The sequence below is a fragment of the Streptomyces sp. NPDC048442 genome, from assembly GCF_040651475.1.
Lineage (GTDB): Bacteria > Actinomycetota > Actinomycetes > Streptomycetales > Streptomycetaceae > Streptomyces.
In genome coordinates this window covers 132,239-156,393 of record NZ_JBEZKB010000010.1, presented here as the reverse complement: position 1 = coordinate 156,393, position 24,155 = coordinate 132,239, and the positions used below count along the sequence as shown (strand labels likewise).

At 72.6% G+C, this 24,155-nt stretch carries 14 protein-coding genes; 10 read left to right on the top strand and 4 right to left on the bottom strand.

From position 1 onward, the window contains the following. Nucleotides 1–41: 41 nt before the first annotated feature. From AB0D18_RS17725 to moeZ, 5 genes are all read left to right on the top strand, one after another. On the top strand, nt 42–2,138 hold the full coding sequence (locus tag AB0D18_RS17725; protein ID WP_362418616.1) for a DUF3492 domain-containing protein: 2,097 nt from the start codon (nt 42–44) through the stop codon (nt 2,136–2,138). Next, complete coding sequence (locus AB0D18_RS17720; protein ID WP_362418613.1) at nt 2,135–3,352, top strand: hypothetical protein; 1,218 nt, start codon at nt 2,135–2,137, stop codon at nt 3,350–3,352. The genes AB0D18_RS17725 and AB0D18_RS17720 overlap by 4 nt, the downstream gene beginning before the upstream one ends. 224 nt (nt 3,353–3,576) lie before the next feature. Beyond that, complete coding sequence (locus AB0D18_RS17715) at nt 3,577–4,581, top strand: NAD-dependent epimerase/dehydratase family protein (RefSeq protein ID WP_362418610.1); 1,005 nt, start codon at nt 3,577–3,579, stop codon at nt 4,579–4,581. Continuing rightward, nucleotides 4,569–5,441 carry a spherulation-specific family 4 protein gene (locus AB0D18_RS17710; RefSeq protein ID WP_362418607.1) on the top strand — a complete coding sequence of 291 codons (873 nt, stop codon included), beginning with the start codon at nt 4,569–4,571 and terminating at the stop codon, nt 5,439–5,441. The genes AB0D18_RS17715 and AB0D18_RS17710 overlap by 13 nt, the downstream gene beginning before the upstream one ends. A 64-nt stretch (nt 5,442–5,505) precedes the next feature. Further along, nucleotides 5,506–6,684, top strand: a complete 1,179-nt coding sequence (gene moeZ, locus AB0D18_RS17705) for an adenylyltransferase/sulfurtransferase MoeZ (protein ID WP_362418604.1) — start codon at nt 5,506–5,508, stop codon at nt 6,682–6,684. Between the two features lie 103 nt (nt 6,685–6,787). Here moeZ and AB0D18_RS17700 read toward each other — a convergent pair whose 3' ends face one another. The 3 genes from AB0D18_RS17700 to AB0D18_RS17690 all read right to left on the bottom strand — a co-directional run bounded on the left by AB0D18_RS17700 (nt 6,788) and on the right by AB0D18_RS17690 (nt 13,070). Further along, on the bottom strand, nt 6,788–8,398 hold the full coding sequence (locus AB0D18_RS17700) for an alpha/beta hydrolase (RefSeq protein WP_362418601.1): 1,611 nt from the start codon (nt 8,396–8,398) through the stop codon (nt 6,788–6,790). A gap of 164 nt (nt 8,399–8,562) precedes the next feature. After that, entirely contained in the window at nt 8,563–10,131 is a 1,569-nt protein-coding gene (locus AB0D18_RS17695; RefSeq protein WP_362418598.1) for an alpha/beta hydrolase, read from the bottom strand. Nucleotides 10,132–10,211: 80 nt separating this feature from the next. Next, a complete protein-coding gene (locus tag AB0D18_RS17690) occupies nt 10,212–13,070 on the bottom strand; it encodes a lysylphosphatidylglycerol synthase transmembrane domain-containing protein (RefSeq protein WP_362418595.1) in 2,859 nt (952 codons plus the stop codon). A 167-nt stretch (nt 13,071–13,237) separates the two neighbouring features. Here AB0D18_RS17690 and AB0D18_RS17685 point away from each other — a divergent pair, with 167 nt between their 5' ends. From AB0D18_RS17685 to nudC, 5 genes are all read left to right on the top strand, one after another. After that, the gene (locus AB0D18_RS17685) at nt 13,238–13,615 is read left to right on the top strand and encodes an MGMT family protein (RefSeq protein ID WP_362418592.1); all 378 of its coding nucleotides are present in this window, start codon (nt 13,238–13,240) and stop codon (nt 13,613–13,615) included. Nucleotides 13,616–14,104: 489 nt separating this feature from the next. Then, nucleotides 14,105–17,515 carry an ATP-dependent DNA helicase gene (locus AB0D18_RS17680; protein WP_362418920.1) on the top strand — a complete coding sequence of 1,137 codons (3,411 nt, stop codon included), beginning with the start codon at nt 14,105–14,107 and terminating at the stop codon, nt 17,513–17,515. 63 nt (nt 17,516–17,578) lie between these two features. Further along, the gene (locus AB0D18_RS17675) at nt 17,579–21,145 is read left to right on the top strand and encodes a UvrD-helicase domain-containing protein (protein ID WP_362418589.1); all 3,567 of its coding nucleotides are present in this window, start codon (nt 17,579–17,581) and stop codon (nt 21,143–21,145) included. Between the two features lie 10 nt (nt 21,146–21,155). Next, nucleotides 21,156–22,553 carry a dipeptidase gene (locus AB0D18_RS17670; protein WP_362418586.1) on the top strand — a complete coding sequence of 466 codons (1,398 nt, stop codon included), beginning with the start codon at nt 21,156–21,158 and terminating at the stop codon, nt 22,551–22,553. 106 nt (nt 22,554–22,659) lie between these two features. Next, complete coding sequence (gene nudC / locus AB0D18_RS17665) at nt 22,660–23,709, top strand: NAD(+) diphosphatase (RefSeq protein WP_362418583.1); 1,050 nt, start codon at nt 22,660–22,662, stop codon at nt 23,707–23,709. 105 nt (nt 23,710–23,814) lie between these two features. On the opposite strand, the gene AB0D18_RS17660 is transcribed toward nudC, so the two are convergent. Then, the gene (locus AB0D18_RS17660) at nt 23,815–24,072 is read right to left on the bottom strand and encodes a glutaredoxin domain-containing protein (protein WP_362418580.1); all 258 of its coding nucleotides are present in this window, start codon (nt 24,070–24,072) and stop codon (nt 23,815–23,817) included. Between the last annotated feature and the right edge of the window lie 83 nt (nt 24,073–24,155).

Genomic DNA, 24,155 nt, shown 5'->3' with positions numbered 1-24,155 from the left:
TCCAACGGCGGCTGCCCACAAGGGAGATCGGGGGTGTACACGTGCGGATCGGACTGCTTACCGAGGGTGGCTACCCGTATGCGACCGGTGAAACCAGGTTCTGGTGCGACCGGCTTGTGCGCGGGCTCGCGCGGCACGAGTTCGACATCTACGCCCTGAGCCGCAGCGCGGACCAGGAGGAGCAGGGCTGGCTCACCCTGCCGCCGCACGTCCACCGGGTCAGGACGGCCCCGCTGTGGGCCTCGGAGACGGACTTCAGGACCTCGCACGGCCGGCTCGGCGGACGCTCGTACGGCCGGCGCGAACGGCGGCGCTTCGACACGCACTTCGGCGAACTGGTCTCGGCGGTCTGCGCGGGGGAGACCGCCGGTGCGCCGCCGGCGGCGGAGCGTTTCTGCATCGGGCTCTACGGACTCGCCGAACTCGCCCGCGAAAAGGGCGGACTGCACACTGCCCTGCGCTCCGAACGCGCCGTGCGCGCGCTGGAGAGCGCCTGCCGTGCGCCGGGTGCACCCCGCGTCGTGCAGACCGCGAAGGTGTCCGACTACCTGGTCTTCGCCGATCTCCTGGAGCGCGCCCTGCGCCCGCTCTCGCTCGACTGGTACGACGCGGGGGAGGGCGGCCTCGGCGCCGTCGACCTGTGCCATGCGGCGTCGGGCGGCGCGGCGGCACTGCCGGGCCTCCTCGCCAAGCGCTTCTTCGGCGTCCCGCTGCTGGTCACCGAGTACGGCGTACAGCTGCGGGCGCACTACCTGGCCGCCCAGGAAGCCGAGTTGAGCGCATCCGTACGGACGCTGCTCGCCGCCTTCCACGGGCTCCTCGCCGCCGAGGTGTACGAGCAGGCAGCCGTGATCACCCCCGGCAACGCCCACGCACGGCGCTGGCAGGAGCGCTGCGGCGCCGACCGGGCCAAGCAGCGCACCGTGTACCCCGGGATGGAGTCGGAGCGGTTCGCGGCGGTCGGGGAGGCCGGCGAGAGGGGCTCCTGCGTCGCGGGCTCGGACGGCACTCTGGTGTGGGTGGGGCGGATCGAACCCACCAAGGACCTCGTCGGCCTGCTGCACGCCTTCGCGGCGGTGCGCAGGGCCGAACCCGACACCCGGCTCAGGATCATCGGCGCCCCCGTCACGGACGAGTCCTCCCGCGCCTACCTCGCGCACTGCCGGGCGCTGGCCGCCCAGCTCTTCCCCGACGAGGCCGCCGACGCCTATGCGGTGGGCGAGAGCCCCGTCCTCTTTGAGGAGATCGGCGGCCCCGAGGCCCCGGAGCTGGCCGACGCCTATGCGGCCGGTTCGGTGGTGGTGCTGTCGAGCGTGGTCGAGGGCTTCCCGCTCAGCCTCGTCGAGGCCATGTTCTGCGGCCGGGCGACGGTCTCCACGGACGTCGGCGCCGTCGTCGAAGTCATCGGCGGCACGGGCCTGGTGGTGCCGCCGCGCAACCCGCGTGCCCTCGCCGACGCCTGCCTGGCCCTGCTGCGTGATCCGGAGCGCAGGGTGCGCCTGGGCGCTGCGGGGCGTGCGCGGGCGCTCGAACTCTTCACCGTCGAGCAGAACCTCGCGGCATTTCGCGGCATTTACCTGGAGATGGTGTCGCACTGCCCGGTGCGGCGGGAGGCGCTGGACACGGACCCGCTGCCGTTCGAATTCCCGGCGGAGGCGTATGTGCCGGGGGCCTGGACCGGTGGGGGAGCGGGGGCGGAAGTGACTGCTGAGGTGGAGGTTCCCGCTGAGGTGGTGGTGCCAGCAGCTGGTGCTGTTTCGACGGCTCCTGTTGCTCCGGGCCTTCCGGTTGTTCCGGCCGCCGTCGGGCGAGTGCCGAGTTGGGCCTCGTACGAGAACGGCGGGAGCGGGTCCGGCACCGGTCCCCGGCCTGGGCCTGGGCCTGGTACCAGGCACTACGGGCCCGCCGAGTCGCAGGGCACGGTCGCCGTCCTCGTCGAGTACGAGCCCGACCACCTGCTCGCGGACCAGGTGACCGACCTGGGCGAGCGGATGACCGGCCTGGAGTGGCGGGTCTCCGGCCTGGAGGCCCGTATGCCCACCCACGTCACCTCCTACGACCCGTCGCCCACCCATGTCACCTCCTACGACCCCTCGCCCGCCGACGACACCGACGCCCTACGGGAGGCACGCCCATGACCACGCAGACGGCAGACCCGACGGGCATGGAGACTCCGGCCCACGGCACGGCCGTGGCCGGAATGACGGGCCCGGCCGCGGTACGGGCCGTGCTCCCGGTGCGGTCGGTGCCGTCCTCGGCCCCCGTGTCGTACAGCGGCAGCCGGAGTGCCGGCACTGCCCGCCGCGGGCCGGCCGACCCCGTCAAGGCCCTCATGCACCGCCACCGCGAACTGTGCGAACGGGCCGTCGACCCCCTGGAGATCGCCGCCGGACTCGAAGCGCACGGTGTCACCGACCGCACCGCCGCCCGCTTCCGGCACCGTGACGTCTTCTCCCTCGCCGAGGAGCTCTACGCGCGCGTGCCGCGCGCCGACGAGGACGACGCGCCGGCGCACGCCCCGGAACCCCGGGCGCACGACGCCTCGCTGCCGACCGCCTGGGCGGCGTACGCGCTCCTGCCCGGCGCCCTGTGCGCCCTCACCCTGCTCGGCGCCGACGGCATGACGGGCGGTGCCCGCGCCGCGGCCGTCGCCGCCGGAGCGCTCGCCACCGTCGCCGCCGTCGCACTGTGCCTGCGCCGCGGACCTCTCCGCGCCGACGGGTACGGCCCGTGGACGCGCACCGGCTGGCTGCTGCTGTACGCGGCCCTCGGCGACGGCGTCCTGATGAGGCTGCTCGGCGAAGGGCCCCTGTGGGCACCGTCCCCGGCCACTCTCGTCGGGCTCGCCGCGGCTCTTGCGCCCGCCGCCTGGTGCGCGCGGCTGCTGACCGTACAGGCGCACCGCAGGCTGCGCGTGAGCCGTGGCACGGAGGACTTCGGGGCGGCCGTACGGCCGTTGCTGTTCGGTGTGTTCGGGCTGTACGCCGTCGCCCTGACGATGCTGCTGTACGGGGCCGCCCGGCTCGGATTCGGCGGGACGTTCGCCGTGTCCGCGCTCGCGGTCGGGGCGCTGCTCTTCCTGGCCAGACTGCTCGCCGTGCACGGTCTGCCCAAAGCTGGAGCAGCGGGGCTCACCGCCGCCTGCGCCGCCGAAGCCACCGTCCTGCTCAGCCTGTTGGCGGCGCGGCTGCCCGGCTGCGAAGCCCTGGCCGAGCCCGTCAGGGCCGCCGTCCGCGCGTGGGGCGCCGGAGTCGTACCCGCCCTCGCCTGCGGGGCCGCGGCCCTTGGCCTCCTCGCGCACGCGGCAGTCGCACTGTCGCGGGCCTCCGCGCACGCGGGACGGCGCGACTGACCCACTCGGCGCACCCGCGCCGGTGATGCGTCCTGACAAAGACCACCACCCCTGAAAGACCACCGCCCCTGGCAGTCGCGAAGCCGACGTCGCGGCAGCCGCAGCAGTACCCCTGTCACACCGTCAGGGCCCGTACAACACCCCCAAGGAGACCGTCACATGAACCCCCCACCCCTTCTCTCCGTGCAGCCCGTGCGCGCCCGTCGGCACCGAGGGGACGCACGATGAGGGTTCTCCTGCTCGGCGCCAACGGATACCTCGGCCGCTTCGTCGCGGACCGCCTCCTCGCCGACCCCGCCGTCCAGCTCACCGCCCTCGGGCGGGGCGACGACGCCGACGTACGGTTCGATCTCGCGACCGGCAGCCCGGGAGCCCTGACCCGCTTCCTGGACGCCGTCCACCCCGGGGTCGTCGTCAACTGCGCCGGGGCCACCCGGGGCGGCGCCCGCGACCTCACCCGGCACAACACCGTCGCCGTCGCCACCGTCTGCGAGGCCCTGCGCCGCAGTGGCTGCGGCGCCCGCCTCGTCCAGCTCGGCTGTGCCGCCGAGTACGGGCCCTCGCAGCCGGGATCGTCCACCGCCGAGGACGCGGTGCCGCGCCCCGGCGGCCCGTACGGCGTCAGCAAGCTGGCCGCCACGGAGCTCGTCCTCGGCTCAGGCCTGGACGCCGTCGTGCTGCGGGTGTTCTCGCCGGTCGGGCCCGGCACGCCCGCCGGATCGCCGCTCGGCCGCCTCGCCGAGGCGATGCGCCGCGCCATGCAGTCCGGCGACGGTGAACTCAAGCTCAGCGGCCTCGGCGTGCAGCGCGACTTCGTCGACGTACGGGACGTGGCGCGCGCCGTCCACGCCGCCTCGCTGTCCGCCGCCCAGGGCGTCGTCAACATCGGCACCGGGCGCGCCGTGCGGCTGCGCGACGCCGCCGCCGTCCTCGCCCGGGTCGCCGGCTACGGCGGCGCCCTGCACGAACTGGACGCCCCCAGCGGCTACTCCAGCTCCGCGGCCGCCAGCGCAGCCGTCCGCAACGGCGGCGTCCCGACCATCGGCGCCCCCCGTTCCGAATCGCTCGTCGAGCATCTCGGGGCGGCCCCCTACCCCTATCCGGACGGCTGTGGCAGCTGGCAGCAGGCCGACGTGCGCACCGCCCGCGACCGGCTCGGCTGGCGGCCCCGGATCAACCTGGAGGAGTCCCTCGCGGACATCTGGATGGAGGCCGCGTGCCGCATCTGACCGCCTCCGGCACGCTCCGCCCCGCCATAGGGGCGGACCGGCTCGGGATCGGCGTCCCGGGGTACGCGCACCCGCTCCTCGCCCCCGTCGAGTGGGCCGAACTCCTGCGCTTCTCCCGGCTGTACGCGGCAGGCCCCGACCACCCCGGACACACAGCCCCGTTGCACTGGACCGTGCTCAACGTCGCCGAAGGGCCGGGCGCCCGCCCCGACCCGCACTGCCTCGAAGCCGTGGGACGGCTGCGCAACGCGGGGCTCCGGGTGCTCGGACACCTCGACATGACGTACGGGGCCAGGGCGTTCGCCGAGCTGGTGTCCGACGCGCAGAGCTTCCTGGACTGGTACCGGGTCGACGGCTTCTATCTGGACCGCTGCCCCGCCGACCGGGAGGAACTGCCCGCCACCCGGCGGCTCACCGGCACCCTGCGGTCGATGCTCGACGGGGCGGACACCGGGGCTGCCACAGGGGCGGACATCGGGGCGGACACCGCCGGTGGGGACCCCGAAGGCGGTGCCCGGCTGGTCCTCGGGCACGGCACCCATCCGTACCCCGGATACGCCGAGACCGCCGACCAGTTGGTGACCTTCTCCGGGCCGTGGACGGACTACCGCTGGTCGCAGGCAGCCCCGTGGACGGCCGCCTACCCGGCGTCCCGGTTCTGCCACCTGGTGCACGGGGTGCCGCGCACACATCTTGAGGAGGCGCTGCGCATCGCACGCTGGCAGGGCGCCGGGACGATCTGGTTCACGGACCGGACGGACCGGGACAGGGCAGGCGACCGGGCAAGCAGCCCCTGGGAGGCCCTGCCCGGGTACTGGGACGAAATCGTCTCGCGCATCGGACCGAGTGTCTCGGAATGAGAGGGGGCGTGGCAGTGTTACGCGGAGAACAACCGTATTGATTTACCCGACCACCGGAGTTCCCGTGTCGCTGCCACCCCTGGTTGAGCCAGCTGCTGAGCTCACCGTCGACGAGGTCCGTCGGTACTCCCGCCACCTGATCATCCCGGACGTCGGGATGGACGGGCAGAAGCGCCTGAAGAACGCCAAGGTGCTTGCCGTGGGTGCCGGCGGCCTCGGGTCGCCCGCTCTGATGTACCTCGCCGCCGCAGGTGTCGGCACGCTCGGCATCGTCGAATTCGACGAGGTCGACGAATCGAATCTGCAGCGCCAGATCATTCACAGCCAGGCCGACATCGGCCGCTCGAAGGCCCAGTCCGCGAAGGACTCGGTCCTCGGTGTCAACCCGTACGTGAACGTCGTACTGCACGAAGAGCGGCTCGAAGCCGAGAACGTGATGGAGATCTTCTCCCAGTACGACCTCATCGTCGACGGCACGGACAACTTCGCGACGCGCTACCTCGTCAACGACGCGTGCGTCCTGCTCAACAAGCCGTACGTATGGGGCTCGATCTACCGCTTCGACGGCCAGGCCTCGGTCTTCTGGTCCGAGCACGGCCCCTGCTACCGCTGCCTCTACCCGGAGCCCCCGCCGCCCGGCATGGTCCCCAGCTGCGCCGAGGGCGGCGTCCTCGGTGTGCTCTGCGCGTCCATCGGCTCCATTCAGGTCACCGAGGCCATCAAGGTCCTGACCGGCGTGGGCGACTCGCTGGTCGGCCGCCTGATGATCTACGACGCCCTGGAGATGCAGTACCGCCAGGTGAAGGTCCGCAAGGACCCCGACTGCGCGGTCTGCGGCGAGAACCCGACCGTCACCGAGCTCATCGACTACGAGGCATTCTGCGGCGTCGTGTCCGAGGAGGCCCAGGAGGCGGCGGCCGGCTCCACAATCACTCCCAAGCAGCTCAAGGAGTGGATCGACGCCGACGAGAAGATCGAGATCATCGACGTCCGAGAGCCGAACGAGTACGAGATCGTCTCGATCCCCGGCGCGAAGCTGATCCCCAAGGGCGAGTTCCTGATGGGCACCGCCCTGGAGAACCTGCCGCAGGACAAGAAGATCGTCCTGCATTGCAAGACGGGTGTCCGCAGTGCGGAAGTCCTCGCCGTCCTCAAGTCGGCGGGCTTCTCCGACGCGGTGCATGTCGGCGGCGGCGTGATCGGCTGGGTCCACCAGATCGAGCCGGAGAAGCCGGTCTACTAGACCTGTTTCGTCTTTCGGCAGAGGGGCCGGGAAGCCGTGAGGCTGCCCGGCCCCTTCGGTTGTGCCCGTGAGCACGGTTGTGCCCGTGAGCGTGCGGTGCCCGTTATGAGCACACGGTACTCGCCGCCGGTATTTTCCCGTCCAGGAGGTACGTGTCCACGGCCCGTACGACGCAGGCGTTGCCGCTCGGGTACGCCCCGTGGCCCTCGCCCTTGTACGTGAGGTGCACACCGACGCCCTTGCCGAGCTCCTCCGCCATCCGCAGTGAGCCCTCGAACGGTGTCGCCGGATCGCCCGTACCGCCCACCACCAGGATCGGCGCCGCACCGGGAGCTGACACCTCCGGCGTCTCGTGCGCCCCCGGCACCGGCCAGGACGCGCACCAGCCCGCCAGGTCCCAGGCCAGATAGGGGCCGAACGCGGGGGAGACCTTGCGGAAGTCCGCCAGGTGCGTGGCCCGGACCTGCGCGGCACTCACCCGGCCCGAGGTGTCGGCGCAGGAGATGGCGCGCTGCGACTGGTGTGCGGTGCTGTAGTGGCCCTGGCTGTCACGGTCGTTGTACGAGTCGGCCAGGCGCAGCAGCGGTGCCCCGTCGCCGTTCTCGGCGGCGCTCAGCGCCTGGGTCAGGGCGGGCCAGCTGTTCCGGCTGTAGAGCGGGGCGATGATGCCGGTGAGGGCCAGGCTCTGGGTGAGCCTGCGCCCCGGGCCGGCCGGGAGCGGCTCCCGGTCGAGCCGGTCGAGCAGCCGTACCACCCGTGCGGTGCCCGCCGCGGGCGTCGTACCGGTGCCGCGGGAGTAGTTGTCGAAGGCCCGCTGGAATCCGAGGGCCTGGTTGCGGGAGTGCCCCACGAGGCCTGCGGAGGGGTCGACGACGGCGTCCAGGACCAGCCGCCCCACGTTCTTCGGGAACAAGTGGGCGTACACACCGCCCAGTTCGGTGCCGTACGAGAAGCCGATGTAGTGCAGCTTGCGGTCGCCCAGGACCTGCCGCAGGACGTCGAGGTCGCGGGCGGCGTCGGTGGTGCCGACATGGGCGAGTAGCTTGCCCGAGCGCTGGGCGCAGCCCGCGCCGAACGCCTTCGCGTCGTCGAAGTAGGCCTTCTCCTCGGCGGGGGTGTCCGGTGTGGAGTCCAGGGCGAGCGAGGCCTTTGTCGCCCGGTCGTCACGGCAGACGATCTCGGAGCTCTCCGCCACCCCGCGCGGGTCAAAGCCCACCAGGTCGTACCGCCCGCGCAGGGAGTCGAACAGCTCGCCCATGGCGGGCAGCGTCGCCACGCCGGAGCCGCCGGGCCCGCCGAAGTTGAACAGGAGCGAGCCGATCCGCTTGCCTCCGCCGCCCGCCGCACGGGCTCGGATCAGGGCGATTCCGAGGGTCTCGCCCGACTGTTCCCGGTAGTCGAGGGGGACTTTGGCGGTGGCACACTGCCACTCGCCGCCCGGCGGCAGGGCCTCGTTGCCACGTGCCTTCCGCGGTGCCTCGCAGTCCTTCCACGCGAGCTTCTGCCCGGTGAGCGCGGCGGGCACGGTCGACTGCGGATCGGGGACCGGTGGCTGCGGGGAAGCGGACGGCCCGTCTCCGCCGCCCTTCCCCAGCCGCGGCGACCCCGCGACCGTACCCGTGTCCGTACTGCATCCGGTGGCGGCGACAGCGGTCAGAACCACCGTCGCCACCACGGCACTTGCCCGTCCGCGCCATGCGCTGCGCAGTTTCATGGATGGCCCCCCGTCGTGCGTGTTCCACACACCTGCTCCGAGTTCGAAAGCAAGTACCCATACTCTAGGGGCGACCACTGACAGTGACGGAAAATCCGTGCAGCGTCAGGGGGCGGGCCAACGGGGCCAGGGGGCGGGCCGTGGGCCGGGCCAAGGGAAAGGCCCTACTCGCAGACCGTCCCGGCGGCCGGAACCTTGCCGTCCAGCAGGTAGTTGTCCACGTTCGTCTTCACGCACGCACTTCCGCCGTTGTACGCACCGTGACCCTCGCCCTTGTACGTCAGCTCGACGCCGACGCCCTTGCCCAGCTTCTCGGCCATCTTCCGGGCGCCCTCGTAAGGAGTCGCCGGGTCGCCGGTGTTGCCGATGACCACGATCGGGGCCGCGCCGGGGGCGCTCACGTCCGGGGTCTCCCACTGGCCGGGCACCGGCCACGAGGAGCAGCCGGACAGGCCCCAGGCGAGGAAGTCGCCGAAGACGGGGGACGCCTCGCGGAACTCCGGGACCTTCGACTTGGCGTACGCCTGGTCGTAACGCTCCTTGGAGTCCACGCAGTTGATGGCGGCGTTGGCGGCCCCGATGTTGCTGTAGGTGCCGTCCTGGTTGCGGCCGTTCATGGAGTCGGCGAGGACGAGGAGCAGCGAGCCGTTGCCGCCGTCCGCCTCGTCGAGACCCTGCTCCAGGTAGGGCCAGAAGTCCTTCGAGTACAGCGTCTGGACGATGCCGTTGGTGGCCTGGCTCTGTGTCAGCTGCCGCCCGTCCGCGCCCGGGACGGGCTTCTTGTCGAGGCGTTTCAGGAGCGCGACGATGCCGTCCTCGATCTCCTTGGGGGTGCTGCCCGACAGCTTGCAGGCGTCGCCCCGGGACACACAGTCCTTGGCGAAGTTGTTCAGTGCGAGCTGGAAGCCCTTGGCCTGGCCCAGCGAACTCTGCTCGGTCTTCTGGGTGGGGTCCACGACCGCGTCGAAGACGGCCCGGCCGACCTTCCCCGGGAAGAGGTGGGCGTAGACGCCGCCGAGTTCGGTGCCGTACGAGATGCCGAAGTAGTACAGCTTGTCGTCGCCGAGGACCTGGCGCATCAGGTCGAGGTCCTTGGCCGCGTTGGTGGTGCCGACGTACGGCAGCTCGGCGCCCGAGTTCTTCTCGCAGGCGGCGGCGTACGCCTTGACGCCGTCGGCGTAGGCCTTCTCCTCGGCGGCGTCGTCGGGAGTGGCGTCCTCGGCGTAGTACGCGTCGAGCGCCTGGTCGTCCTGGCACTTCACGGGGGCGCTGCGGCCCACCCCGCGCGGGTCGAAGCTGACCAGGTCGTACCGGGAGCGGAGCTTGGCGTAGTCCTTGCCCGCGCTGGGCAGGGTGGTCACCCCGGAGCCGCCGGGACCGCCGAAGTTGAAGATCAGCGAGCCGATGCGCTTCTCCTTGTCGGCGGCCTCGGCCCGGATCAGGGCCAGTTCGATGCGGTCGCCGTCCGGCTTCGCGTAGTCGCGCGGCACCTGCATCGTGGCGCACTTCCACTCGGCGCCGCCCGGCAGCGGCGACGGCTTCGTGCCCTCGCCCTGCGCGGGGGTGGGGGCGGGGCACTCCTCCCACTTCAGCTCCTGGGCGGCGAGGTCCTGCTTCTTGCCGCCCTCGCCCTCTTCCTTGCTGGTACCGCCGTCGGTACATCCGGCGAGGGACAGCAGTACGACGACGGAGGCGGCCAGGGCGGGAGCGCGCAGCGCGGAAGGGGTAGGCATGCCCACCATCGTGCGCCGGAGCGGTCCGGACCGCGCGCGCCGGGGTCCAAGCGGGTGCCCCGGCCGCCTCTTTGAGGCGGCTACAGGGCACCCTTGCGCGTCAGCGAGTTGAAGAACAGCCAGCCCGGCAGCACCGGCAGCCAGAACGTCAGCAGCCGGTACAGCAGCACTGCCGGGGTCGCCACGGACGCCGGCAGCCCGGAGAGCGTCAGCGCGCCGAACAGCGAGGCCTCGACCGCACCGACGCCACCGGGCGTCGGCACCGCCGAACCCACCGCGTTGGCCGTCAGGAACACCACCGCGACAGCGGCGTAGCTGAGGTGGTCGCCGTCGCTCTGCCCGAAGGCGCGGACCGACGCGTCCAGACACATGACGAACGTCATCGTCAGCAGCACCATGCCGCCGATACCGGTGGCCAGCTTCTTCGGCCGTTGCAACACGTCGAGCATGCGCGGGACGACACCGGCGAACAGCGAACGCACGCGCGTGACCACGAACTTCCGCAGGAACGGAACCGCCGTCACGATCATCGCCAGCACCGCCGCCGTCAGCAGGCCCGCGATCACCGTCCGGGACGGGTTCTCCCAGGAGGTCTGCTCGGTTCCGGTCACATAACCGAAGATCATCAGGAGCCCGATGTGGCTGCCCAGGCCGAACAGCTGGGACGCGCCCACGCTCGCGACGGCGAGCCCGGGACGTACGCCCGACCGCTGCAGGAAGCGGGTGTTGAGCGCCACACCGCCGATCGCGGCCGGCGCCACCAGCTTCACGAACGATCCGGCCACCTGCGCCTTGACGGTCTGCCGGAACGACACCTTCTCGGGGACGAACCCCAGCAGGCTCATCGCCGCCGCCACATAGCTGAGCGCGGAGAACAGCAGCGCCAGCGCGACCCAGCCCCACTTCATCGTGGCGAACGCGTCGGTGATCGGGTTCTTCAGGAGGGTCGAGATCAGGATGTACGCGGCGAAGGCGCCCGCCAGCAGACTGATCAGCGTGCGCGGCTTGATGCGCTCCAGACGGACCGGTTCGACCGGTGCCTGCGGGCGGATCAGCAGCACCTGGTGGCGGATCTGCGACAGCAGGTCCTCCTCCCTGGCGCCCTCCACGGCCTCGTCGATGGCCTCCTTCTCGGCCTTCTTCTCCGCGCGCACGGCCTTGCGCCCGTCGGGGGTGGCGGCCTCCCCGCCCTTCTCGCGGATCCGCGCCTCCTTGGAGGCCTGCGACGCCGCGAGGACGGCGTCGCGCTGCCGCTGCGACCGCTCGCGGCCCAGCCGGCGCAGCGTCGCGCGCGTGGTGCGGCTCAGCGCGATCGGCTGCAGCAGCGGCAGGCTGTCGGCGACCGTGTCCGGGCCCAGCACGTCCAGGGCGGCGGCGACGGCCCGCTCGGCGCCCGCACGCAGCCCCAGGGTGGTCAGCAGCTGCGCCACGTCCATCCGCAGCACCACGTCGCCCGCGGCGATCTCACCGCCCCGCAGGTCGGTCAGGATCACCGTGCCGGAACGATCCACCAGAATCGCGTCACCGGCCAGCCTGCGGTGTGCGATACGGCGCGACTGGAGCGCCTTCACCTGGCGCCAGGCGCCCCGCAGCAGGTCGTCGGTGATCTCCTCGTCGGGCAGCGAGTCCAGCGTCCGGCCGCCCGTGTGCTCGTACACGAGCATCACGGCGTCCGGGCCGAGCTCGGAGGTCGCGATCAGCTTCGGGGCGTTCGCGCCGGCCGCGATGGCGGCGTACGCGAGGAGCGCCTCCTGCTCAAGAGCCTGCCGCAGCGACTGGATCGAACGGCGCTGGGTGATGCCGCGCAGGGTGACGCGGCGCCACACCCGGTAGAAGAAGCCGTGCGCCTGCTGCTCGCGGTCGACGACGGTGATGTCGAGGGGCGGGCCGTCCTCCAGGGTGACGATGTAGCGCCGCCCCCGGTCGCTCTGGTCGGTCACGTCGACGGGCTCTTCGGCGCGCATCGCCGTCACCGGTCGGAAGCCCACGTGCCGCAGCCCCGCGAGCAGCGTCTGCCCGGTCGGGCGCACATTGGGCGAGCCCACCGCATAGAGGGTGGCGTACGCCACGGTCCAGCCGATCAGCACGGTGACGACGATCGACAGGGGCGTCGTCTGACCGCCCACCAGCACCGCGAACGCGTTGAGCAGCAGCACCGCCCACAGCGCCACCCGCCAGCGCGGCCTGCGCGCCATCCCGACCGCCGTCATGTACGCGATCACGGGAGCGAGGTAGCCGTGCACAGGGTCGGTGAGGCCGCTGCCGTCGCTGGCGACCTGTGTCAGCGCCTCCCGGATGGCCTTCGGGGCGGGGCCGGAGACCCACAGGTCGGTGGCGAGGGCGACGCCGTGCGCGAGGACGGCAGCCAGCACACCGTCGGCGATCCGCAGCCCGTCGCGTTTGACCAGTCGCTCAATGGCGAAGCCGACGGGAAGGATCAGTACGGCGATGCTGGAGATCAGGCCCGCCAGCCGCACGAAGACGACCGGGGTCTCCTTGGTGCCCTCCAGGATGTCCTTCTCAAGACCGGACGCCGTGCCGTGCGCGAATGCCGCCAGGGCGATCACACAGATGATGCCGAGCAGACCCGACAGCAGCCGTACGAGGTCGGCAGGACGGTGCACCCGGGCGGCGAGCAGCGGCTCGTCGCCGGAGACGCGCTCCACGTGCCCCTCGCCCGCCAGGTCGGAGGCACCGTTTGCGGCTGGGGTGGACGGTTCCGGAGTGCTGGTGTCACGGGCGTCCGGAGCGTGGGTGTCACGGGCGTCGGGAGCGCTGGTGTGACGGGCGTCCGGAGCGCTGGTGTCACGGTTGTCCGTACCAAGGACGTCGGCATCGGGGGCAGCCGCGTCAGGGGCTTCCCCGGTGCCCGCGTCCGGGCGTGGGACGGCGTCAGGAGCGCCTGCCGCCGGTAGAGGCTGCACGTCCTGCTCCTTCATCGTCGTCTCTTCTTGGTCTCGGCTCACCTGTCACCATCCGGATGATGGTGGCATGACCGGATGGTGCGGTGGGGCGCCAGGGTGCTGCACACGCCGTCGCGCCCGGCCGCGCGTGCGCGCGTGAACGCCTCGCCGCACTGTCGGTGCCATGAGGCAGGATGGGCCGGATGAGCGACGATCCTGCCGTGAGTGACGAGCTCCCGGAGTACGCGGAACGGGTCCTGGCGGTCGCGGAGCAGATCCCGCCGGGCCGGGTGATGACGTACGGGGACGTGGCGGAGTGGCTGACCGAGGGAGGTCCTCGGCAGGTCGGCCGGGTGATGGCGCTGTACGGGGGCGCGGTGCCCTGGTGGCGTGTCGTGCGTGCGGACGGCCACCTCCTGCCCGGCAACGAGCTGCGGGCGCTGGAGCAGTACCACGCGGAGGGCACCCCGCTGCGCACGGCCCCGCGCACCACGGAGGACCACCTGCCGCGCCTCGACATGAGGCGGGCCCGGTGGGACGGCGGCGAGGGACCAGGGAACGGCCACGGGGGCGGCTCCTGAGGCTCCTGCCGGGGCGCGGCGGATCGTACGGCTCACACAGCCCAGCTTCCGCCATCGCGCGCGCCGCGGGGCTGTCCTGGGACCGTACGGAGTACGAGAGGCAGGAGGGGCCGGAGGGCGCCGGGGACGGCGCGGGGGAGGCGGAGCCGCTGCGTCCCGTGTGCTCCCTGGCGTAGCGTCGGGAGCACGCACTACGTCCGTCGCGCACGGCACAACGGTTCCGTACGGCACGGCCGGGCACGGCGCGGCTCCGTACGGCGCGGCTCCGAACAGCACAGTCGTCCCCTCAGCACAGTCATTTCCTCAGCGCAGTCGTTCCCCGCCCGGCACAGTCGTTCCCCGCGGCCGCACGGCAGACCAGCACACCACCCACCAGGACCGGCGATCCACGTGAGCACCTCCATTTCCTCGGACCCCTCGGGATCCACAGGGACCTCCCGGACACACCGGACGCAGTCGTACCGGCCCCATCGGCAGACACGGCAGCGGATCCCGGGCACCTACCGGCTGGTTCGCACAGCGCCGGGCCGGGTGGACCCTCCCTTGCTGGACGCAGAGCAGCGCGCGGTGGTTGACCACGGGAAGGGACCCCTGCTCGTCCTGGCAGGACCCGGCACCGGAAAGACGACGACCCTCGTCGAGGCGGTCGCCTCCAGAGTGGCCGCGGGAACCCGGCCCGAGCGGATCCTCGTCCTGACGTTCAGCCGCAAGGCGGCCGTCGAACTGCGCGACCGCATGGCGCTCCGCCTCGGCGCCAGGCAGGCCCCGCAGGCCACCACCTTCCACTCGTTCTGCTACGCCCTGGTCCGCGCCCACCAGGACAGCGACCTGTTCAGCGAGCCGCTGCGACTGCTGTCGGGCCCGGAGCAGGACGTGGCCGTACGGGAACTGCTCGCCGGCGAGATCGACCTGGAGAAGGCCGGTCTGGCCCACGTCAGCTGGCCCGACGAACTGCGCGCCTGCCTCACCACCCGCGGCTTCGCCGACGAGGTCCGCGCGGTGCTGGCCCGCAGCCGCGAACTGGGGCTCGGCCCCGACGCCCTGCGTGACTTCGCGCACCGCACAGGCCGCCCCGACTGGCAGGCGGCGGCGACCTTCCTCGCCGAGTACCTCGACGTCCTCGACATGCAGGGCGTCCTTGACTACGCGGAACTGGTGCACCGCGCGGTGCTGCTCGCCGAGCGCGAGTCGGCGACCGGACGGCTCGCGTCCGCCTATGACGCGGTGTTCGTCGACGAGTACCAGGACACCGACCCCGCCCAGGTGCGGCTGCTGCACGCGCTGGCCGGGCAGGGGCGCACCCTGGTGGCGTTCGGCGACCCCGACCAGTCGATCTACGCCTTCCGGGGCGCCGACGTCGGCGGCATCCTCGACTTCCCCCAGACCTTCCGCACCACGGACGGCAGCCCGGCCCGCGTCGAGGTCCTCACCACCTCGCGCCGCTCCGGCGCAGGACTGCTCGCCGCGACCCGGTTGCTCACCCGGCGGATGCCGCTGGGCCGGCTGCCGGCCGCCGCCGTGCAGGCCCACCGGGACCTCGCCCCGGTCCGTGACGGCGGCAGGGTCGAGGTCTTCACGTATCCGACGGCGGGCACCGAACTGGACAACGTCGCGGACATCCTGCGCCGCGCACATCTTGAGGAGGGCGTGCCGTGGAGTGAGATGGCCGTCCTCGTCCGTGCGGGCGGCCGGACGATCCCCTCGGTACGGCGCGCGCTGACCTCGGCCGGGGTGCCCCTGGAGATCGACGGCGACGACCTTCCGCTGCGGCACGAGCCCGCGGTCACCCCTTTGCTGACGGCGCTCCGGGCGGTGGCGCAGGCGGCGCTGGAGCACGCGCCGAGAACACCGTTCACGGCGGGCACCGTCGACAGCGCGCACCCTGTCGAGCACGCACCTCTTGAGGCCGCGCCGGACGGCGACGGTGACAGCGACGGCGACGGTGACAGCGACGGCAACGGCTGGCCGGAGGACGGCGGCTTGCCCGAGGGAGGTGCCGCCGCCTCCGTCCACGTGCCCGCCTGGCTCGGCATCGAGACGGCCGTCGAACTCCTCGCCTCCCCCCTCGGCGGCATGGACGCCGCCGACCTGCGCCGCCTCGGCCGTGCCCTGCGCGACGAGGAACGCGCCGCGGGCAACAAGGTGCCGCCGCCCTCCGACGTTCTCCTCGCACGCGCCCTCGCCGAGCCCGAGCGGCTCGCCGCGCACGACCCTGCGTACGCGCGCGGGGCGCAACGCCTCGGCGCCCTGCTGCGCACGGCCCGCGAACTCCTCGAAGGCGGCGGCACCGCCGAGGGGGCCCTGTGGGAACTGTGGGCGGGCAGCACCACCTGGACGCGCCGCCTGGAGCAGGCCGCCTTGCGCGGCGGCCCCGCCGGGCGCAACGCGGACCGCGACCTGGACGCCATATGTGCCCTGTTCGACACGGCGGCCCGTGCCGAGGAGCGTTCCGGCGGGCGCGGCGCCCTCAACTTCCTGGAGGAGCTGGACGCCCAGGACATCGCCGCCGACACCCTCAGCAGGCGCACCGTACGGACCGAAGCGGTACGGCTGATGACCGCACACCGCTCCAAGGGCCTGGAGTGGCGGCTGGTCGTCGTGACCGGGGTGCAGGAAGGGCTGTGGCCCGACCTGCGCCGCCGAGGCTCCCTCCTGGAGGCCGACCGGATCGGCCACGACGGCCTCGCCGAACCCCTCACCCCCGGCGCCCTCCTCGCCGAGGAACGCCGCCTCTTCTACGTCGCCGCCACGCGCGCGCGTGAACGTCTCGTCGTCACCGCGGTGAAGGCCCCCGCCGACGACGGCGACCAGCCCTCCCGCTTCCTCACCGAGCTCGGCGTCGAGCCCCGCGACGTCACGGGGCGCCCCCGCCGCCCCCTCGCCGTCTCCGCGCTCGTCGCCGAACTGCGCGCCACCACCGTCGACCCGGACGCCTCCGACGCACTGCGCGACGCCGCCGCCCGCAGGCTCGCCCGGCTGGCCGCGCTCAGCGACGAGGACGGCCGGCCGATGGTGCCCGCCGCCCACCCGGACCGCTGGTGGGGCCTGTACGAACCGACGCACAGTGCGGTGCCGCTGCGCGACCGGGACCAGCCCGTTGCCCTGTCCGGCAGCGCCCTCGACCAGCTCGCCAACACCTGCTCCCTGCAGTGGTTCCTGGGCCGCGAGGTCAAGGCCGACGCCCCCGCCACCGCGGCCCAGGGCTTCGGGAACGTCGTCCACGTGCTCGCCGACGAGGTCGCGTCCGGCCGTACGCCCGCCGACCTCGGCGTCCTCATGGAGCGGCTCGACTCGGTGTGGGACGCGCTCGCCTTCGACGCGCCCTGGAAGTCCCGGCAGGAGAAGGAGCACGCGCGCGTGGCGCTGGAACGCTTCCTCGCATGGCACGTCATGGACCGCGGCGGGCGCACCGCCGTCGCCACCGAGCACGGCTTCGACGTGACGCTGGAGGCGGGCGGCGAGTACGAGGTGCGCATCCGCGGCTCCATGGACCGCGTCGAGACGGACGCACAGGGCCGGGCGTACGTCGTGGACTTCAAGACCGGCAAGGCCGCCCCGACCCGCGACGAGGTCGCCCACCACCCGCAGCTCGCGGTCTATCAGCTGGCCGTCCGCGAGGGAGCCGTCGACGAGGTCTTCGACGGCCGGCGCCCCGAGCCCGGCGGCGCCGAACTCGTCCAGCTGCGGCAGGGCGCGGCCAAGAAGGACGGCGGCGAGGACGTCCCGAAGATCCAGGTGCAGCAGCCCCTCGCGGGGGAGTGGGTCGGCGACCTGCTGGCCACGGCAGCCGGCCGGGTCCTCGACGAGAGGTTCGCACCGAGCACCGGCCAGCAGTGCACGCACTGCGCGTTCCGGGCCTCGTGCAGCGCCCAGCCGGAGGGGAAGCACGTGGTGGAATGATCGTCGTCCCAGGTCAGACCGTTGTGGCCGGGATTGTCAGTGGTCCCGGATAGCCTTTTCGAGGTGACCACCACAATCACCGACCCCGAGCAGCTCAAGCAGCTCCTCGGCATCCCGTTCACCCCGGAGCAGCTGGCGTGCATCACGGCACCCACCGCCCCGCAGGTCATCGTGGCCGGGGCCGGGTCGGGCAAGACAACGGTGATGGCCGCCCGCGTGGTCTGGCTGGTGGGGACCGGCCAGGTCGCCCCCGAGCAGGTCCTCGGCCTCACCTTCACCAACAAGGCGGCCGGCGAGCTCGCCGAGCGCGTCCGCAAGGCCCTGATCGGCGCCGGGATCACCGACCCGGACGCCATCGACCCCGACAATCCCCCCGGCGAGCCCCGCATCTCCACCTACCACGCCTTCGCCGGGCAGCTCCTCACCGACCACGGCCTGCGCATCGGCCTCGAACCGTCCGCCCGCCTCCTCGCCGACGCCACCCGCTTCCAGCTTGCCGCCCGAGTCCTGCGCGAGGCCCCCGGCCCGTATCCGGCCCTCACCAGGTCCTTCGCCAGCCTGGTCAGCGACGTCCTCGCCCTGGACGCGGAGCTCGCCGAGCACCTCGTCACGCCGCAGACCCTCCGGGCGTACGACACGGAGCTGCTGCGCACCCTGGAAGGCATCAAGCTCTCCAACGCCGACCTGCGCAAGGTCCCCGAGGCCGCCGAAGCCCGCCGGGAACTCCTCGAACTGACCGTCCGTTACCGGGAGCAGAAGAGCAGCCGCGACCTCCTCGACTTCGGCGACCAGATCGCGCTCTCCGCCAGGCTCGCCGCCCTGCCCGAGGTGAGCGCGGCGCTGCGCGGCGAGTTCCGGGTGGTCCTGCTCGACGAGTACCAGGACACCTCGGTGGCCCAGCGGCTGCTGCTCTCGGGGCTGTTCGGTGGGGGCACCGGGCATCCGGTGACCGCGGTCGGCGACCCCTGCCAGTCGATCTACGGCTGGCGCGGCGCCTCCGTCGCCAACCTCGACGACTTCCCCGAGCACTTCGCGCACGAGGACGGCAGCCCCGCCGCCCGCTACTCGCTCAGCGAGAACCGCCGCAGCGGCGGCCGCCTGCTCGACCTCGCCAACGGCCTGGCCACCCCCCTGCGCGCCATGCATCGCGGCGTCGAGGCCCTGCGCCCCGCCCCCGGCGCGGAGCGCGACGGCACCGTCCGCTGCGCCTTGCTCCGTACGCACGAGGAGGAGATCGACTGGATCGCCGACTCCCTCGCCCACCTCGTGCGCACGGGCAGGGAACCCCAGGACATCGCCGTCCTGTGCCGCACGGCGGGCGACTTCCCCGCGATCCAGGCGGCCCTGGTCGCCCGCGGCATCCCCGTCGAGGTCGTCGGCCTGTCCGGGCTGCTGCACCTGCCCGAGGTCGCCGACCTCGTCGCGGTCTGCGAAGTCCTTCAGGACCCGGGCGCCAACGCCTCCCTCGTACGGCTGCTCACCGGCCCCCGCTGGCGCATCGGCCCCCGCGACCTGGCACTGCTCGGCCGTCGCGCACGGCTGCTCGTGCACCGGGGGAGCGGCGCCGACGACGACCCCGACCGCAGGCTGGCGGAGGCCGTCGAGGGGGTCGACCCGTCCGAGGTGATATCGCTCGCCGACGCCCTCGACACCTTCCTGGAGTCGGCGGGCGAAGCGGACGACGGGCTGCCGTTCTCGGCGGACGCCCGGGTACGGTTCGCCCACCTCGCCCTCGAACTGCGCGACCTGCGCCGCTCCCTCGCCGACCCCCTCATGGACGTCCTGCACCGCGTCCTGCACACCACCGGCCTCGAAGTCGAACTCTCCGCCTCCCCGCGGGCACTGGCCGCCCGCCGCCGCGAAACCCTCAACAGCTTCCTCGACACCGCGGCCGGTTTCGCCTCCCTGGACGGCGAGGCGACCCTGCTCGCCTTCCTCGGCTTCCTGCACACGGCCGCCCAGTACGAGAAGGGCATGGACCACGCACTGCCCGGCGGGGAGAACACGGTGAAGGTCCTCACCGCGCACAAGTCCAAGGGCCTGGAGTGGGACGTGGTCGCCGCTCCCGGCCTGGTCAAGGGCACCTTCCCCAGCGAGCAGACCCGCGACTCCTGGACCTCCCAGGCCAAGGTCCTCCCGCACGCCCTGCGCGGCGACGCGCAGACCCTCCCCGACGTGGCGGAGTGGGACACCAAGGGCATGAAGCTCTTCAAGGACCGGATGAAGGACCACCAGCACACCGAGGAACTCCGCCTCGGATACGTCACGTTCACCCGCCCCCGCAGCCTGCTGCTCGGCTCGGGACACTGGTGGGGCCCCTCCCAGAAGAAGCCGCGCGGCCCCTCCGACTTCCTCACCGTGCTGTACGAGCACTGCGCGGCGGGCTTCGGCGAGATCGAGGCGTGGGCGGACCGTCCGGCGGAGGACGAGGAGAATCCCGCCCTCCAGGAGCCGGCCACCGACCGCGCCTGGCCGCTTCCGCTCGACGACGAGGCCCTGACCCGCCGCCGGCACGCGGCCGGCACGGTCCGCGCCCACCTGGCCGCCCTCCGGGACACCCCGCAGCCCCCGCCGTCGCCGGAACCGGCGGCCTGGGACGGCTGGATCCCGGCCGAGGCCCCCGACGATCCCGAGGAGTGGGCCGCCCCCGACGACCCCGAGGAGTGGGCCGCCCCCGACGACACGGAGGAGGCCGAGGCGGCGGCCGCGGAGGAAGCCGCGGACTGGGACGCGCTCTCGACCCGGCGCCCGGACCCCGGTGCACCGCAGCACGACACCCCCGCCGCCCCGGCCCCGGGCCACGAAGCCGTACCCGCACGCGAACATCCGGACCCTTCCGGCCCACCGCCCCCGGAGCTCGCGGCCCCCGCGCCCAGGGCGCCCCTCACGCCCGAAGAGTCCCGTGCCGTCGACTCCTGGGACCGTGATCTCGACGCCCTCTCCGAAGAGCTGAGGCGCTCCCGGGCCACCACCCGCGACGTCCCCGTCCCGCCCGCCCTCTCCGCCACCCAGCTGATGCGCCTCGCCGCGGACCCCGACGGCTTCGCCCAGGAGCTGGCCCGCCCCATGCCCAGGCCGCCGCAGCCCGCCGCCCGGCGCGGCACCCGGTTCCACGCCTGGGTGGAGTCCCGCTTCGAGGAGCTCCCCCTCCCGATGCTCGGCCCCGAAGAGCTGCCCGGCGGCGACGAGGACGACGCGGAGATCGCCGACGAGCGCGATCTGGCCGCCCTCAAAGAGGCCTTCGAGCGCACCGCGTACGCCCGCCGCACCCCGTACCGCACCGAGACCCCGTTCCATCTCACCCTTGCGGGCCGCGTGATCCGCGGTCGTATCGACGCCGTCTACCGCGACGAGGCCACCGGCGCGTACGAGATCGTCGACTGGAAGACGAGCCGGACCCGGGCCGCCGACCCCCTCCAGCTCGCCATCTACCGACTGGCCTGGGCCGAGCTGCACGGGCTGCGCCCCGATGAGGTTCTGGCCACATTCCTGTACGTACGAAACGGCGAGGCCGTCCGCCCGACCCGCCTCCCGGGCCGCCCGGAGCTGGAACGCATCCTCTCCGGCGAGCCTCCGGCCACAGGGCCCACGACCTGGACGCCGGACGCCGCACCTCCGCCGGAGAGTTAGGCTCAAGGTCATGAGCGACACCCCGGACAGCGCCGTCCGTATGTACATCGAAGAGCACCGCGACGCCTTCCTCGCCGACCTGGCCGAGTGGCTGCGCATCCCCTCCGTCTCGGCCCAGCCCGAGCACGCCGAGGACGTACGGCGCAGTGCCGAATGGCTGGCCGCCAAGCTCAAGGAGACCGGCTTCCCGGTCGCCGAGATCTGGCCCACGGACGGCGCCCCGGCGGTCTTCGCCGAATGGCCCTCCGGCGACCCGAACGCCCCCACGGTCGTGGTCTACGGGCACCACGACGTGCAGCCCGCCGCCCGCGAGGACGGCTGGCACACGGAGCCCTTCGAGCCGACGACGATCGACGGCCGGATGTACGGACGGGGCGCCGCCGACGACAAGGGGCAGGTGTTCTTCCACACGCTCGGCGTGCGCGCACACCTCGCCGCCACCGGCCGCACCGCCCCCGCCGTCAACCTCAAGCTGCTGATCGAGGGCGAGGAGGAGTCCGGCTCGCCGCACTTCCGCGCGCTCATCGAGGCACGCCGTGAGCGCCTCGCCGCCGACACCGTGATCGTCTCCGACACCGGCATGTGGTCCGAGGACACCCCGACCGTCTGCACCGGCATGCGCGGCGTCGCGGACTGCGAGATCACCTTCCGCGGCCCTGACCAGGACATCCACTCCGGTTCGTTCGGCGGCGCCGTGCCCAACCCGGCGACCGTCGCCGCCCGCGTGGTCGCCGCCCTGCACGACGAGGACGGCCACATCACCGTCCCCGGCTTCTACGACGGCATCGTCCCCCTCACCGACCAGGAGCGCGCCCTCTTCGCCGAGCTCCCCTTCGACGAGTCGAAGTGGCTGAGCACCGCCAAGTCGTACGCCACCCACGGCGAAGCCGGATACTCCACGCTGGAGCGCATCTGGGCCCGCCCGACCGCCGAGGTCAACGGCATCGGCGGCGGCTACCAGGGCCCCGGCGGCAAGACCATCGTCCCCGCGTCCGCCGAGCTGAAGCTGTCGTTCCGCCTCGTCGCAGGACAGGACCCGGACAAGATCGAGCAGGCGGTGCGGGACTGGATCGCCACCCGTGTCCCGGCCGGAATCCGGTACGAGATCACCTTTGGCGCCGCCACCCGCCCCTGCCTCACCCCGCTCGACCACCCCGCCCTGAAGTCCGTCGTACGGGCCATGGGCCGCGCCTTCGAGCAGCCGGTCCGCTTCACGCGCGAGGGCGGATCGGGACCGGCCGCCGACCTCCAGGACGTCCTCGGCGCACCCGTCCTCTTCCTGGGCATCTCCGTACCGTCCGACGGCTGGCACGCGCCCAACGAGAAGGTCGAGCTGGACCTGCTGCTCAAGGGCGTCGAGACGACCGCGTACCTGTGGGGCGATCTCGCCGCGCAGGACAACCGCTGAGCAGAGCGGCACCACCGCTGAGCAGAGCGGCACCACGACTGAGCAGAGCAGAACGATCGCTGAGCAGAACAGAATCCCGATCCACCCGGGGGAGTTGGAAGCACCTGTGAGCACCAGCACCGACAACGACGTCACCATGAGCACCACCGGCGCCACGAACACCAGCAGCACCACCAGCACCAGCGGCACGACGGATACCGCCGGCACGGGCAGCCCCACCACCATCGGGGACTCCGACCGCCCCCTCGCGCTCTCCGCCCCCAGCGGCATCGACCGCGCCGCGCACCACCGCATGGACGAGGCCTGGCTGGCCGCCGCCTGGAGCCACCCCTCGACCCGCGTCTTCGTCGTCTCCGGCGGCCAGGCGCTGGTCGACGACACCCCCGACGGCCGCACCGAGCTGGTCATGACCCCGGCCTTCGAGGCCCCCGTCACCGAGACCCACCGCTACTTCCTGGGCACCGACGACGACGGCGTCAGCTACTTCGCCCTCCAGAAGGACACCCTCCCGGGCCGCATGGACCAGTCCGCGCGCGCGGCCGGTCTGCGCGAGGCGGGCCTGCTGCTCTCCCCCCGGGACGCGGGTCTGATGGTGCACGCGGTCGCCCTGGAGAACTGGCAGCGCCTGCACCGCTTCTGCTCCCGCTGCGGCGAGCGCACCGTGATCGCCGCCGCCGGACATATCCGCCGCTGCCAGGCCTGCGGCGCCGAGCACTACCCGCGCACCGACCCCGCGGTGATCATGCTGGTCACCGACGACCAGGACCGGGCGCTGCTCGGCCGCCAGGTGCACTGGCCCGAGGGCCGCTTCTCGACACTCGCGGGCTTCGTGGAGCCGGGCGAGTCCATCGAGACGTCGGTGGCCCGCGAGGTCTTCGAGGAAGCGGGTGTGGTGGTCGGTGACGTCGAGTACGTCGCCAGCCAGCCGTGGCCGTTCCCGTCCAGCCTGATGCTCGGCTTCATGGCCCGCGCCACCAGCTCCGAGATCAACGTCGACGGCGAGGAGATCGAGGAGGCCCGCTGGTTCTCCCGCGCGGACCTCGCGGCCGCCTTCGAGTCCGGCGAGGTGCTCCCGCCGTACGGCATCTCGATCGCGGCCCGCCTGATCGAGCTCTGGTACGGCGAACCCCTGCCGAAGCCGGGCCGCGCGGCCTGACTTTTCCTGTACGTACGCAGAGAACCGCCGCCCGGCATGCAGTGCCGGGCGGCGGTTCTCGTACGCGCGAAACTCGACGCGCGAAACTCGTACGCGCGCAAACGGTCAGGCGGCGGCCAGCGCCTGCTTGACCTGCGCCAGCGACGGGTTCGTCATGACCGACTCGGTGCCCGCCGGGGACACCACGAGCAGCGTCGGGACGGTCTGGTTGCCGCCGTTCGCCTTCTCCACGAACGCGGCCGAGTCGGCGTCGTGCTCGATGTTGACCTCGTTGTACGCGATTCCTTCGCGGTCCATCTGGCCCTTGAGCCGGCGGCAGTAGCCGCACCACGTGGTGCTGTACATCGTCACGGTGCCCGACATGTCCCTCTTGCTCCTCTGAGTCGCTGGGTAATCCGTACTGATCCGTACTCCCAGTGAATCGAACGTACGCGACCCGCCCACCA